This is a genomic window from Aporhodopirellula aestuarii (assembly GCF_023701485.1).
GTDB classification, from domain to species: domain Bacteria; phylum Planctomycetota; class Planctomycetia; order Pirellulales; family Pirellulaceae; genus Rhodopirellula; species Rhodopirellula aestuarii.
The window spans coordinates 48,628-63,352 of the sequence record NZ_JAMQBK010000009.1 but is presented as its reverse complement, the minus strand read 5'-3'; the positions used below and the strand labels follow the sequence as shown (position 1 = coordinate 63,352).

General features: G+C 57.1%; 10 protein-coding genes. 7 read left to right on the top strand and 3 right to left on the bottom strand.

Annotation, left to right across the window (positions count from 1 at the left end):
• Positions 1 to 168 precede the first annotated feature (168 nt).
• Positions 169 to 2,091, bottom strand: coding sequence for a DNA gyrase/topoisomerase IV subunit B (locus NB063_RS02935; protein ID WP_250927247.1), 1,923 nt, complete (start codon positions 2,089 to 2,091; stop codon positions 169 to 171).
• Positions 2,092 to 2,182: 91 nt separating this feature from the next.
• On the bottom strand, positions 2,183 to 4,627 hold the full coding sequence (locus NB063_RS02930; RefSeq protein ID WP_250927246.1) for a DNA gyrase/topoisomerase IV subunit A: 2,445 nt from the start codon (positions 4,625 to 4,627) through the stop codon (positions 2,183 to 2,185).
• 237 nt (positions 4,628 to 4,864) lie between these two features.
• On the opposite strand from NB063_RS02930, the gene NB063_RS02925 reads away from it, so the two are divergent.
• The 7 genes from NB063_RS02925 to NB063_RS02895 all read left to right on the top strand — a co-directional run bounded on the left by NB063_RS02925 (position 4,865) and on the right by NB063_RS02895 (position 13,922).
• Complete coding sequence (locus NB063_RS02925; RefSeq protein ID WP_250927245.1) at positions 4,865 to 5,395, top strand: hypothetical protein; 531 nt, start codon at positions 4,865 to 4,867, stop codon at positions 5,393 to 5,395.
• Positions 5,396 to 5,461: 66 nt separating this feature from the next.
• Positions 5,462 to 5,845: a hypothetical protein gene (locus NB063_RS02920; RefSeq protein ID WP_250927244.1), complete on the top strand. Its 384-nt coding sequence runs from the start codon at positions 5,462 to 5,464 to the stop codon at positions 5,843 to 5,845.
• Positions 5,846 to 6,146: 301 nt separating this feature from the next.
• Positions 6,147 to 8,504, top strand: coding sequence for a flagellar filament capping protein FliD (fliD, locus tag NB063_RS02915; RefSeq protein ID WP_250927243.1), 2,358 nt, complete (start codon positions 6,147 to 6,149; stop codon positions 8,502 to 8,504).
• Between the two features lie 742 nt (positions 8,505 to 9,246).
• Positions 9,247 to 11,256 (top strand): FAD-dependent oxidoreductase, encoded by a 2,010-nt coding sequence (locus NB063_RS02910; protein WP_261367188.1) that lies wholly within the window; start codon positions 9,247 to 9,249, stop codon positions 11,254 to 11,256.
• Between the two features lies 1 nt (position 11,257).
• Positions 11,258 to 12,631 carry an ammonia-forming cytochrome c nitrite reductase subunit c552 gene (locus NB063_RS02905; RefSeq protein WP_250927241.1) on the top strand — a complete coding sequence of 458 codons (1,374 nt, stop codon included), beginning with the start codon at positions 11,258 to 11,260 and terminating at the stop codon, positions 12,629 to 12,631.
• 104 nt (positions 12,632 to 12,735) lie between these two features.
• Positions 12,736 to 13,359 (top strand): Tll0287-like domain-containing protein, encoded by a 624-nt coding sequence (locus NB063_RS02900; RefSeq protein ID WP_250927240.1) that lies wholly within the window; start codon positions 12,736 to 12,738, stop codon positions 13,357 to 13,359.
• Between the two features lie 146 nt (positions 13,360 to 13,505).
• The gene (locus NB063_RS02895) at positions 13,506 to 13,922 is read left to right on the top strand and encodes a globin family protein (RefSeq protein WP_250927239.1); all 417 of its coding nucleotides are present in this window, start codon (positions 13,506 to 13,508) and stop codon (positions 13,920 to 13,922) included.
• Between the two features lie 175 nt (positions 13,923 to 14,097).
• On the opposite strand, the gene NB063_RS02890 is transcribed toward NB063_RS02895, so the two are convergent.
• Entirely contained in the window at positions 14,098 to 14,703 is a 606-nt protein-coding gene (locus NB063_RS02890; RefSeq protein ID WP_250927238.1) for a DUF6580 family putative transport protein, read from the bottom strand.
• Positions 14,704 to 14,725: the final 22 nt, after the last annotated feature.

The following is a 14,725-nucleotide window of genomic DNA, read 5'->3' as shown; positions in this document are numbered from 1 at the left end:
TGTGTAGATACCAATGCCCCGAGGGAGGGTGATGAGGCTTGGGGTGGTTATTGGGGTGGTCTGTTTGGATGCAGTCGAGGGAAACCATGAATTCACCCTCCCCTTGGGAGGGCCGGCCCGTTTCGGGCCGGGGAGAGTTGGGAGTTGGATTGAGTGCTGCCTACGTGCTTAGACGTCGATTTCGCTGGCGTCTTCGGCACGTTCCATGATGAATCGGAACCGGGCGGACGCGTCGCGACCCATCAGGTCGCTGATCGCTCGGTCGGTTTCGATGTGGTCGTCGATTTCCACTTTGAGCAACCGTCGTTTACTCGGGTCGAGCGTTGTGTTCCACAACACTTTCGGGTCCATCTCACCAAGCCCTTTGAATCGGGTGATTTTGGGTTCGGCGCGGCCACCATGTTCGGCAACGATCTGTTCGCGGGCGGGTTCATCGGCGGCCCAATAGGTTTCTTTGCCGATATCGACGCGGTACAGCGGCGGCACCGCGATAAACAATCTTCCGTCGGCAATCAACGCGGGCATGTGCCGATAGAAGAACGTCAGCAACAACGTGGTGATGTGGTGACCGTCGGAGTCCGCATCGGCGAGCAGGATGATGCGGTCGTAGCGTAGGTCACCGAGGTTCAGATTCGCACCGAGCCCGCATCCGAGCGTCGCGATCATGTCCTGGATCTCTTTGTTCTCCAAAATCTTCTTCAGCGTCGCGGATTCCGTATTAAGTACTTTTCCACGCAGCGGCAGGATCGCTTGATAGTTACGGTCACGCCCCTGCTTGGCACTACCACCGGCTGAGTCACCTTCGACGATGAACAACTCCGATCGTCCCTTGCCGCCGGAAACGCAGTCACCCAGTTTGCTGGGCAACATGACACGTTTGGATCCGCCTTTCCGCGAAACCGCTTCGCTCGCCGCACGTGATGCGGCGCGTGCCCGGGCCGCCGCGATGACGCGAGCGATGATGCCATCGGCGATACTGGGATTGTTATTGAGCCACTGTTCCATCGCCCCCCGAACATTCGACTCGACAACGCCGTGAGCTTCGGGGTTGTTGAGTCGGTCTTTGGTTTGACCTTGGAATTGCGGTTCGGCAATGAACAGCGACACGATCGCGATCAAACCTTCGCGGATATCTTCGTGAGTGATTTTCACGCCGCGGGGCGTCAGGTCGTGCGTGTCGATGTAATTACGAACCGCTTTCACGAGGCCACCGCGGAAACCGTTTTCGTGAGAACCACCGCTCGCCGTGGGGATCCCGTTGACGTAGGAACGCACATGCTCGTCGGTCGACTCAGTCCACTGCAATGACACTTCCAACCGTTCCGTGTCATCGATGCGGTATGTGAACGGCGTGTCGTGAATCGTTCGTGCTCCACGTTCTTTAATGACTTTGGCGAGGTAGTCGACGATTCCGTTTTCATGCAGGTACGTGACCTTGGTGCCAGCGACTTCGTCGATGTAGGTAACCTTCACGCCACGGTGCAAAAACGAAGCGGTCTCGAGTCGCGCGACAATCGTTTCGCTGTTGAACGTTGTTTTTGGAAAGATCGTCGGATCGGGTTTAAACGTGATGGTTGTCCCCGTTCCGCGGACCGCCCCTTTAAGTTTTTGCAGTCTGGAGGTCGCGACCCCGCGTTCAAACGTCATCCGGTACTGTGCACCGTCGCGTTTCACCACGGCGACGAGTTCTTTGCTGAGAGCGTTGACGACCGACGCACCGACGCCGTGCAGACCACCGGACGTTTTGTAGTTGGCACCTTCGAATTTGCCGCCGGCGTGCAAAACGGTGAGCACCATTTCGAGGGCAGGCTTTTTCGTCTTGGGATGTTTATCGACCGGAATGCCACGGCCATTATCGCTGACGGAAACCGTCTGTCCGTCCTTGTGCAGCGTCACGGTGATTTCAGACGCGTACCCGTTCATCGCCTCGTCAACAGAGTTGTCAACGATTTCCCAGATCAGGTGATGCAACCCCGCCGAGTTAACGCCGCCGATATACATCCCCGGTCGTTTACGAACCGGATCGAGACCCTCGAGCGCGACGATATCTTTGGCGTTGTATTGGCTGCTTGGCTTGGTGGCGATGGACATAGCGGATGATAGTTAGCGAAAATGCAAATTCGGGTGGGGCGAAATTCTTGCTGAGAGTCGAATCGGCGAACTGCCGGAGCGGTCAGGTGACCTACTCCTCAAAGTTCCTCGGCGGTTCGATGGGGGATTCAACGATCTCCGCGATCTTGCCGTTCTTCTGTAATTCGATCCCGCGTCCTCCCCGAGATGTGGTGCGGTACTTAGCCGTTGAGATCGTCTTCTTGGCACCACGGTTGGTCACAACCGTCAATAAGTCACGATCGCCCGTCGACGGTTTGAACCCGAGCAACCGGTCACTCGCGGCGAGCTTCATCAACAACACGCCTTTCCCCGCACCCGACAAGTAATTGATCTCATCGACGGGACAAACCATGGCACGGGCGTCAGCTGAAACCGCGAGCACGGTTTCGGTTCCGTGTACCGGCACAACATCGACGATTGACGCGCCCGTTTTGACGCGAGCATACCGACGACCGGCACGTGTGGAAGGCTCGACGAATCCTTGCAAGCCGAACCGCAACGAGTAACCGTCGCTCGAGACGGCCAAGCCGTGCGTTTCGGGATAGTAGACGCCTTTGGGATCTTCGGAAATATTGCCGATGACACGCGGGTCCATCGACATCACCGCGACGACACGTTCACCGTCTTTGAACTTAAACAGTTTTTGAATCGGTTCACCGAAACCGGTTGACGCCGGCAGGTCTTGCATCCGAGCAGTGTAACACACGCCGAGTGAACTGAAGAACGCGATCGTCTCGCGGGTGTTTCCGGCAACGCAGGCGAGAATCTTATCACCCTGCCGCAAACGGCTCTTGGACGGGTCAGCGATCAATTTTTGACGTTTGACCCAACCATCGACGGTGATCAGGACATGACAATTCTCGGCGACGATGAAGTCTTCTTCGGTGTATTCGACTTCCTCTTTCGGGACGACGATCTTGCTTCGCCGGCGAGACCACGCATCGCTGCCGTATTGCGAGACGAGCTGCGTAAGTTCATCGCGGATGATGTTCCAACGCCCCGACGAGGCAAAATCTTCGTGATCGTCGGCGAGCAGTTTCTCGATCTCTTTGACCCGTTTTCGTTTCGCCTTCAGTTCATCAAGGATTAGATTAATTTCCAATCGAGCGAGGCGATACAGTTTCAATTCCAAAATCGCATCGGTTTGCTCGGCGTCGAGACCACCTTTCTCCGCGGGGAATCGCTTCATGATCTTGGCCGCCGCGTCGGCTTTGCCTTCGCTCGATCGGATAATTTTGATGATCGCGTCGAGGGCATCAAAAATCAGTGCGAATCCGTCAAGGATGTGAATCCGCCGGAGCAATGAGTTCAGCTCGTTGGTCAGCCGCGCGGTCAGAACATCAAAACGGAATTTGAGGAAGTACCACAGGATCTCTTTGAGCGAGAGCCGTCGGGGCGAACCGACTTCAGGGTTTTCCGTGGGCGTCAAACACGTCAGGTTGACGTTGAAATTCGTTTGCAGCGGGGTGTGTTTGTAGAGATAGGCGAGAACCTTTTCCGGATCCGCGTTTTTCTTGAGCAGCAAATCGACACGGATATCTTCGCTCGATAAGTCACGTACCTCTTCAACGAGCGGCAGTTTGTTGTTGTAAACCAACTCGGTGATCCGCTCGACCATCGCGGCCTTGTTCACACCAAACGGGATCTCGGTGATCCGCAGGACATCGCCCGTCTTGCTCGACTCGGCGACCTCACCAACACCACGCAGCTTGATCGTGCCGGTACCGGTGGCGTAGATTTCACGCAGTTCATCCTTGGTGTTGACGATCATTCCACCGGTGGGAAAGTCCGGCCCCTGGATCGCATCGCCGGCGACGAGTTGGTAATCCTTAATCTCGGGGTCACGCAACAATTTCAGGAGTGCGTTGCAGACTTCCTTTAGGTTATGTGGCGGAATATTGGTAGCCATCCCGACGGCGATTCCGGTCGCGCCGTTGACCAACATGTTGGGAACTCGCGACGGCAAAACGACCGGCTCTTCGCGGGTGCCGTCATAGCTCGGCTTGAACGCGACGGTCCGGGTGGACAAATCGGCGAGAACTTCCGATGCGATTGGCATCATGCGGCATTCGGTGTACCGCATCGCAGCGGCGTTGTCGCCGTCGATGCTACCGAAGTTACCGCTACCGTCGATCATCGGCATCCGCAGCGAGAACGGCTGGCTCATCCGCACGAGTGCTTCGTAAATCGAGCTGTCGCCGTGCGGGTGATAATTACCCATCACGTCGCCGACAACCTTGGCACACTTGCGGTGCTTGGCCGTCGAATCGAGACGCTGCTGGAACATCGTGTAGAGGATTCGACGCTGGACCGGTTTCAATCCGTCGCGAACGTCAGGCAGGGCTCGGGAGGTGATCACCGAGAGCGAATAGTTCAGATACCGGTCTTGGGCGGCCATCCGCAGCGGGATGTTTTCGATCTCACGGAACAGAGATTCATCGGGCGCACCGCGTTTTGACTTGCTGTTTTTGGATCCGGTGCGAGATGACGAAGAGGTAGAACGCCGTTTTGCCACGCTTGGTGGTCCCTATCGTGTTGGTTGTCGAGAAAAATGCGAAGTTCAGGGGTTATAGCGACCTTTTGCTTGGTAGCGAAACCCTAACGATGAAGGAAGATGCTACGGAAGTACCGAATGCCCCTAAAGTGGCGATCATCGCGGGACCCGCGTGTAGGTTGATTCTTTTCCATCGCAACGGCCGAAACCCTTCTTAGGAAACATCTATCGGTCGTCGTTCAAGGAAGGAACGCGCACATGAAGCGAACAATTAATCGAGCCGTGGCGACGGCCTCAACCCGCACGCGACGCTACAAAAACATCGCGATCGCCCTGGCGGCGTCCGCATCCCTCTTGGCGGCGGCTACTTCGGCCCAGGCTTTTGGCGGCCATGGCGGTGAACGCATCGTCAGTTCCGAAGTCGTCAGCGACGTCGTGGTCGGTGAATCGTACGAGGGTGCCGTGGTAAGCGGCGGGACGGGAGCGGTCCAGAACCGCGAATACGGTCAACCGGACCTGTTTTACAACTTTTACACGCAGGGCCCGGCCAATTCGGCGAACGCTCAAATGTACGTTTCCCCGGTGCCAGTGCCGCCCAACGTTGGTCATACGTTCCTGACGTACCAACCGTTCTACCCGCACGAAATGCTTTACAAGCACACCGACCGATTTCACAACTATTATGACGGGGGTCGGGGGATGAATCGGACGCGAGTCTCGTATTCCTATCCACCGGTCAAAACGGCTGTAAGCAACTTTTACTGGAACGTGCTGCGGATCCCCCGCTAGCACGCGGTCCCGCCCTCCTCGTCCCCCGAAACACTGGGAATCCCCGAACGATGGGGAAACAATGCCATGATCCGAAAAACACTCCTTTGCCTCGCCGTCATCGCGGCAGCCTGCTCGTCGTCGTCGATGACGTCGACCGCTGAAGCGAGCGATATTTACGGGATGACGCACGTTTGGAACCTCAATTATGCCCAAACGCGCCCGTGGCACGGCAATTACTACTATGCCCCCTACGGCCAACCGACGGCCCTGATCGTGCCCCCCACGGTTAGCATGCGGCAGACATACTCGTGGGGAGTCAGCCAAAATCTGATGTATCCGGTCCACCATCAGTTCGGGCGTAACGCTTCGAGCCCTGGTGCGGCTGCTCCAGGCCAGTTCCTGCCGACGCCGGTTTGGCCCAGCCACACGGATCAGTACGGTATTTATTACGTTCGAGGCCCCTGGTAAGCCCGGTACCCGGGGAAAACACGATAAACGCGGTCACGGCATCAAGAACCACCTATTCGGGTGGCACATCATGCTACCAAGCCGCATAACTCTCAAAGTCGTCTTGGGGCCGCTACCCTGAGGCGGCTTTTTTGCTGCGCGGACCTCCCGAAGTGAACGGGCGCTCCTAAGTTTCATTACCAGATTTCTGGACTGAGCCGTGCGCAGTCGCCAAAACTGCCGATACAGGTGATGTCTACCTGGTTGCGTTTAACGAAATAATCGTTCACGTCCCCTTCCGCTTCTATCTGATTCCCGATTCATGGGCCGCATTCAATCATCCATCGGACTCGTCACCGGCACCGACATTGTTGGAACCGTCGATCAGTTGATGGCCATCAGTGCCCAGCCCCGAGATCGGTTGCTCAGCAAAGCCCAGGAACTCCAAGGGCAACAGCAACAGATCGCTTCGTTGACCGCGACAGTGATCGGCGTCCAGCTGGCTGGTGACGCGTTAGGCTCCTCATCGCTATTTCGCAGCAAAAAAGCTACGTCGTCCAACACCGCGGCGTTATCCGTCACCCCTAACGAGACAGCCGTCGCGGGCGACCATACCATCCGGACGCTGCAAACCGCATCGACACACAACGTCCAATCGGCCCAGCGTTTCAGTGCCCAAGACGAAGCCCTCGGGCTGACGGGGTCGATCACGATCCAGCCCAGCGGATTCGTCGACGACAAAGTCTTGCTCTCGACGCTCAACGATGGCCTCGGCGTCCAAGCTGGCAAAATCCGCGTCACAGACCGCTCGGGCACCAGTGCCGAAGTCGACCTAACCGCCGCTCGCACGATCGACGACGTGTTGCAAGCGATTAATGATGCGGGCGTCGATATCCAAGCCACGACGAGTGAAGGTAAGATCCGCCTGATCGACCTCACAGGCAAGACTGATTCCAATTTGAAGGTCGAACAACTCGGCAACGCCGAAACAGCCGCCGACCTCGGGTTATGGGGGATCGACGAAGCCTCCTCCACCGCGGACGGCAAAACGATCGATCTGCCCGAGGGAACGACGTCACTCCGCGGCGCCGCGCTGAGTCAGCTCGGGGGCGGTTCCGGACTCGGCACACTCACGAATTTCGATATCGAACTCGCTGACGGAACCTCAGCTAACATCGATGTCTCCTCCGCCGGTTCGCTCGCCGAAGTTATTGACGCGATCAACGCCAGCGGCCTGGATCTGATCGCACGAATCAACGACGCGGGTAACGGCATCCGGTTGCGAGACGTGTCGGGCGGCGAAGCCTCGTTCACCGTCAGCAGTTCCGATGACACGGCCGCCAATCTCGGCATCGAAGGAACGACGGACGAGACCGTCATCGAAGGTACCGACCTCAATCTGCAAACCGTCACGCTCGAAACCAAACTCACCGAACTCAACCAGGGACGTGGCGTCGGCACCGGCAGCTTCACGATCACAAACGCAGCCGGTGACGCCAGTGCGATCAACATTGCGGTCGACGAAATCGAAACGCTCGGCGACCTGATCGACAAGATCAATGGTCTCGACATCGACGTCACCGCGGCACTCAACGAAGCCGGCGACGGCATCGTGATCAATGACAACTCCGGCGGCAGTGGCTCGCTCACCATCAGCGACATTGGCAGTGGCGAAGTCGCCGCGAAGCTCGGAATCGCCGGAACCGCCGAAGCCAATTCACTCGTCGGCACTGACGCGACCACGATCAAGATCACCGCCGAAGACACGCTCGATACGATCGTCGAAAAGATCAATGAGTCCGGCCGCTATGGCGATGCCTCCGTGATCGTCAACGACGACGGCACTTACTCGTTGCAAATCCGCGCCAACAAAGGCGGTGAGGCGGGCCGGATCGGGATCAACACGGACCTCGATTTTAATTTCCGCACGGCATCGAAAGGGCAAGACGCGGTGATTGCGATCTCATCCGAAGGCGGCAACACGCGTTTCCTGAATTCCAGCGACGGCGTGTTCGAAGATTCGATCTCCGGACTCGACCTCACGGTCAAGGAAGTCTCCGACAAACCGATCTATGTCAACGTCACCGATGATCCCAGCAAAGCGGTGACGGCGATCAATCGGTTCGCCGAACAATTCAATAAACTCGTCGACTTGATCGATGACGTCACGTTCTACGACGCCGACAATCAAGAGGTCGGACTGCTCTTCGGATCAACCGAAACGCTGCGGATTCAGACCGGCTACGCGCGACTGCTGACGAGCACGCTTTCCGGGGCAGGCGAAATCAAATCGCTTTCGCAGATCGGAATTCGGCTCGACGAAAACGGTCAAATGACTGTGGACGAAACCAAGCTGAAGAATGCCCTCAACACCAACGCCGACGCTGTTGAGGAATTTTTTAACCGTACCAACGACGATGACGAAAACGTCGGCATGGTTGGCCAACTCAGTGCTCTCGCCGATCGTTATGCGGGAACCACCACCGGCATGTTGATCAACAAAACAGAGACGCTCAACACGCAGCTCCAACGGAACAACGAACGTGTCGAATCGATGAACGTTCGTTTGGATGCTCAGCGGGAAAGACTGCTCAGCACCTACTACGCGATGGAAGAGGCGATCGCCAAGATCCAGGCCAATTCCTCGTACGCGTCCAACATCTCGTATCTCGAGTGGTAAGCGTCCGATCGCGAGAGGCGTCAACCGCCTGACGAGATCAGACCCCGACGCGTGAATGGGATCGGAACAGCCGGCCATACCGTTCACTCGAATCCCAACCTCACTGTTGAACCGCTTTTGCCATGCAATAAGCAGGTACATAGAGGTGATTCGGTATAGCGACAATTCCGCTGATCGTGATCGGTNNGCAGTTTCGCCAGATGATTCTCGCATACCTGCTTAGCAACGGCGTATTCGACAATGCTGTCCATCACGGACAAGCCGTCCGTCGACGATGTCCGCGCTCTCCTCACAACCGGATCGACAGTTCCCTCCGATCGAGCGGGTTGGTTCGACGAGTCGCGATTGCAACGTATCTTGTTTCATTCTCGAACGCGTTTGATGCCATCGCGCTCAATCCGCACACCCACTGTTTGTTCAGCTTAAAAGGTGTGCACACTCTGCTTGCGCCACAGGCATCCCCCTGCCTCTGATTTCGGCGTCACCCCTCTGTGGCCTGTTTGACGTGCAAGATTAGCACCCTCTTCAGTGCTTTCATCAACGCCACAAACGGGAACGTTTGCTAAATAGCCGACCCTTACCGGGTCATCTTCCACACAAATTTTCTCTACACCATTATGTGTTGATTTTTGGAATGAAGTGTGCAACCCGCGTGAAACAACAACTCAGCCCATCGAAAATGATCCGAACTGAGTGTCCGCGTTGACTCGGCTGATGACGCGGCCACGCTTTTAGCTTGCCCATGCACGGTGCCCCACACCCAACCGCTGGATCCATCGTCGATAGGACATCGACCGAACGTCTGGTGGTCGTGGGGGGCGGAATGGCTGCCTACGGTTTTTGCCGACGGATCATCGAATCGAGTGAGCGATCTCGATTTTCGATTTCCGTTTTTGGCGAAGAACCCCGACCGGCATACGACCGCGTCAATCTCTCATCACTCCTGACCGGTCGCACCGAATCGGATCTGCTGCTCGCCCCCAGGGATTGGTACGCGCAAAACGATATCGACCTGCGAACCGGTCACCGCATCACCCACATCGATACCGAGCGTCGAGAACTTCACGACCACGCGGGAAACGTCGAACCTTACGACCGACTCGTGTTGGCAACGGGATCCTATCCGTGGGTTCCGCCGATCGAAGGTGCCGACTGCCCGGGCGTGTTTGTGTATCGCACGATTGATGATTTGGAAGCGATCCGGAACTACGTCACAACGCAAAACGCCACCACTTCCGCGGTGATCGGCGGCGGGTTGTTGGGACTCGAAGCGGCCAAGGTGATCAAAGATCTCGGGCTATCGACAACGATTCTCGAAGTCGCACCTGGGCTGATGCCGCGTCAACTCGATGCACAGGCGGCCAAAGTCCTTCGCGAAAAAGTGCAAGCGTTGGGCGTGGACGTCCATGTCACACGACGGACCAGACGCATCACATCGGACAACGAAAAACTGACCCTCGAGTTTGAGAACGCGGATCCGCTATCGGTCGATATCGTGCTCGTCGCCGCGGGCATTCGACCGCGTGACGAACTCGCCCGCGCCTCCGGTCTGTCGATCGGACCGCGGGGTGGGATCGCAGTCAACCGACGGCTCGAAACGAGCGACCCGAACGTGTTCGCCATCGGTGAATGCGCATCGATCGACGGTCATATTCATGGCTTGGTGGCTCCGTGCTATCGCATGGCGGACGTCTTGGCCGCTCGACTTTCGGGCGAATCGGTTGAATTCGTCGACAACGAAGAAGCCGTTGAGTTGAAATTACTGGGTGTCCCCGTTATCACGCTCGGAAAAGCGATCGGCGAATCGACCTCGGGCGTCGTGATCACACACGGCAGCGACACCGGCTACCGCAAACTGATCCTCGAGCAGGGTCGGCTGGTTGGGGCCGCATCGGTCGGACAATGGGAAGACGCCAACCTGATTCGGATGGCCGTTTCTCGCCATCAACGTCTGTGGCCGACCCAGCGAACACGATTCGTCAAGACCGGGACTCCCTTTGCCGGCGGTGCGGGGCTGTCGATTCATCAGTGGCCGGCCCACGCCACCGTCTGCTCATGCATGGGCGTCACACGCGGACAACTCGGCGTCGCGATCGCAGCCGGTCACACCAGCCTCCCCGCGCTCTCGACCGCGACAGGCGCGGCAACCGCCTGCGGAACCTGCAAATCACTGCTCTGTGAATTGGTCGGTGCCGGTCCTGAAAAGAGCAATGCTCGAGGGGGCATCGCCGTCTTGATCACCTCGCTGATTGCCGTTTTGCTCGCGGGGTTAATTGTGGTTCTGCCACCAATCCCGTTTGCCACCAGCGTGCAAGACAGCTGGCGTGAGATCGACGCCCTGTGGCGAGACGGTTTCATCAAACAAGTCACCGGGTTCACATTGTTGTTCATCATGTTGGCGGCGATCACGTTTTCGCTTCGCAAACGAACACGGTGGTTCCGTCTCGGAAACTACGGATTATGGCGGGCCGCGCACGCGGTCCTGGGCACGGCGATGTTGGCGGGGTTGGTGGTTCACACCGGCGTCCGCATGGGCAGCAATCTCAATTTCGCCTTGAGCTTGACGTTCCTGTCGTTGTGTTTGGTCGGCGGACTCGCGGGCATCGCATCGTCGCTCGAGTCCAAGCTGTCGGGCGAATCGGCCATGTTGATTCGCGCCTGGCGTCCCAAATTGACGTGGGTCCACATCGCACTATTTGTCCCCATGCCGGCTCTGTTGGCCGGACATATTTTCAGCGTCTATTGGTATTGAAATGCAAGGAGCGAATCGGCTGTGGATGTCGTTGATCGGCGTCAACGTGATCGTGATCGGATTCGTCGCGTACTCGGCGATGGCTCCCGGTGCGCTCACCAAGACGATGTTGATGCCGGGGAAGACGTCTCACGGACATTACCAGATCGAGATGCGGTGCGACGTCTGTCATACCGAGGGCAGCGGAATTCGCGAAGACGCGTGTCTGGATTGCCATGCCGAAGAACTCCGACGTGCCAACGACACGCACCCATCGAGCAAGTTCAACGATCCGACGAACGCGGAGTTGTTATCAATCCTCGACGCTCAAAACTGCCTGAGTTGTCACCGGGAACACGTCGACGAGCAAACGCTGCCGATGGGGTTAACGATGCCGTCTGACTACTGCTACCACTGCCATCAGGAAACGCTGACGACTCGCCCCAGCCACGCAAACTTTGCTTTCGACTCCTGTGCAACGGCCGGTTGCCACAACTACCACGACAACCGGGCACTCTATGAGAACTTCCTGAACAAGCACGCCGACGAACCCGATTTCCTCGACGAGATGGTCCGACTGACCCGATCGACACCGACGCCTCCGGAATCCAAACGGCTGACAAAGAGCAACGCCGACGCCCCCGAAGATTGGCCCACCGACGAAACGATTCTCGACGACTGGGCGTCAACCGCACATGCCGCTGCCGGCGTGAATTGCGGCGACTGCCATTCGATCAAAGACAAAGACGCTCCCAAATCCGACAAAAACAACGAACCACGTTGGAGCCAATCGGTGGCACTCGCTACCTGCGGCGAATGTCACCAAAACGAAGCCGAGACGTTTTTGCAAGGCCATCACGGCATGCGTTTGGCGCAAGACCTCCCCGCGATGACGCCGGGTGAGTCACGAATCGCGATGCATACCGATGCCGCCCACCGAACACTCGATTGCAATGCATGCCACTCCGGGCATCGCTTCGATACCGAATACGCGTCCGTGGAGGCGTGCCTGTCCTGTCACAACGACGAACACAGTCAATCGTTCCTTGGCACCAGCCATCACGACGCATGGATCAAAGAACTCGCAGGCGAGGCACCTCGCGGTAGCGGCGTGACTTGCGCCACCTGTCACATGCCGAGAATCGAAGACGAAGGCGGCGATCGATTTGTCCAACACAACCAAAACGACAACCTCCGCCCCAACGAAAAAATGATTCGCGAAGTCTGCATGAATTGCCACGGCCTCGCATTTTCAATCGACGCCCTGGCGGACTCCCAACTCGTCAAGGAATGCTTCGCGACAGCCCCCTCCATCCACATCGAAAGTGTCGACCTCGCAAGAGCGAGGTTCGAGGAAAAACAACGCAAAAAGGAGGCTCGACTGAAAAAGAAATGATCTAACAACACCGTCACGTTCGGCACTCATTGCCACCCACGGCCCTCGCGGCAATCCCGACTCGCCATAAACCCAATTCACAACACAAGTCCTTGGATTTTATCATGAAATATCAAACCAGTCTCTCACTGTCTCTTCTCGCCCTGCTGTGCCTGCTGGCAGTTTCCTCCACCGGTTGTGGCGGAGGCGCGACCGCATCGTCGACGCCCCCGGAACCCATTGAACCCGGCATTCCTTACAAGAAATTCACCGACGCGGTGCACGCCGTCATGATGGCGGACCGTACGGTCTACGCGTCAAAGGTGGTCACTCGTCTGAAAAAACAAGACGCCCCCGTGACACCGAGTGAATACTGGGAAGACGAAGATCACACGATCCCGCTACCGGCGCAAATGTTTCGCATGGGCTCGGAATTGGTCTTCGAAAACCCGGAAGCCGGCTTTACGTATGCGTTGAAGAGCAAATGGCCACTCAACGAACAGAACGGCCCGAAAAGCGAATTCGAAACCAAAGCACTCGATTTTCTCGCTGAGAATCCAGACGAAAACTTTTACGGCGAGGAGACACTCGGCGGTGACAAATTCTTCGTCGCCGCGTACGCCGACAAAGCGGTCGCCGAAGCGTGCTGGAGTTGCCACAACGACCACGGCAACCGAGAAGACCACTACCCCGAGTTCGCGAAAGACGACGTCATGGGCGGCGTCATCGTCCGGGTTCCGATCAAATAGCGTCAGGCCCCTCAAACAAAAACGCCATACGCTAACGAGAGTTCACATTGGCAACACGGAGGAATGCTCTACGGGCATGGACGCCCTCCATTCGACGCCATTTCATATTTCGTAATCCTTATCCTTATTCAAAGAGAACCATCACGATGACCCCCGAACAAGTCACCCTCGTCAAAGAGAGTTGGGAACAAGTCAAACCGATTTCGGAACAAGCCGCCGAGCTGTTTTACGGTCGCCTGTTCACACTCGACCCTAGCCTGAAGTCGCTCTTCAAAGGCGACATGAGCGAGCAAGGTAAGAAGCTGATGGCGACGATCTCGCTAGCTGTCGCTTCGCTGGACCGACTCGAAACGATCCTGCCGACCGTTCAAGCCTTAGGCCAAAAACACGCGGCACAATACAACGTGCCCGAATCGAGCTATGCGACCGTCGGAGAAGCGTTGATCTGGACGCTCGGCCAAGGACTCGGTGAAGGCTTCACCGAAGACGTCAAAGAAGCTTGGTTGCTGACCTACACGACGTTGTCAAACGCCATGCTCAGTGGCACCGAAGCGGCCGCGTAACAATACGGGCTGTCGATTGATCAAAATGGATCGCTGATTCTCGAATCACGATCGAATCAACACGCCAAGACGCGTACAGCCGCAATCTCTCGAAACAGCCACGTTCACCCGAACGCGGCTGTCTTTGTTTCATACCACGGGTGATCTCCACCCGTGGACATCTTCTCACGGTTGACTAGCGAGTGCTTGCGGATTGAGCGACGAAGCGACCGGCACCGGCGAATGCACCGGACTTCATCGACACCAAGGCAAACGAGCCGAAAAGCACACCGGCGTAAACCAAGTCGCCAGCGACCGTGAACTGGAAGAACGGGATCGCTGCGGTGTAGCAGGCCACCAATCCGCTGAACGTCGGTGGGTAGAAAGCGACGAAGTGGGCAAAGTTCGTAGCCAAGAAAAACAGCACGCTGCCGATCAAGCTGCCCGCGATCATCCGGCCGCACGACGCGGCACCAAAATCAAGACCGTTGGCACCACGAACGAATCGTGAACCGATCGCCAAGTTAACGAGCAAGCAGCCGTAGACGACTGGCATCAACGAGTGAAAGCCAAGAAACGCATCGCTGATCAACATCGCACCGACGATCGCGGATGCGGCAACAGCCGGACGCAGGCAAACCGCACCGGCGAACAAACCGATGGCCGCCATGGGAGTGAAGTTCGGCGGATGAGGTAACAAACGCGAGGCAACCGCAACGGCCATCGCGGCGCCGATCATGGCGAGCTGCGACAAAGTGAGTGCGGAAAACGAGCGGCGGATTCGTGCGGTAAGCGTATTCATGGCAATGTTTCAAACAAGGAAA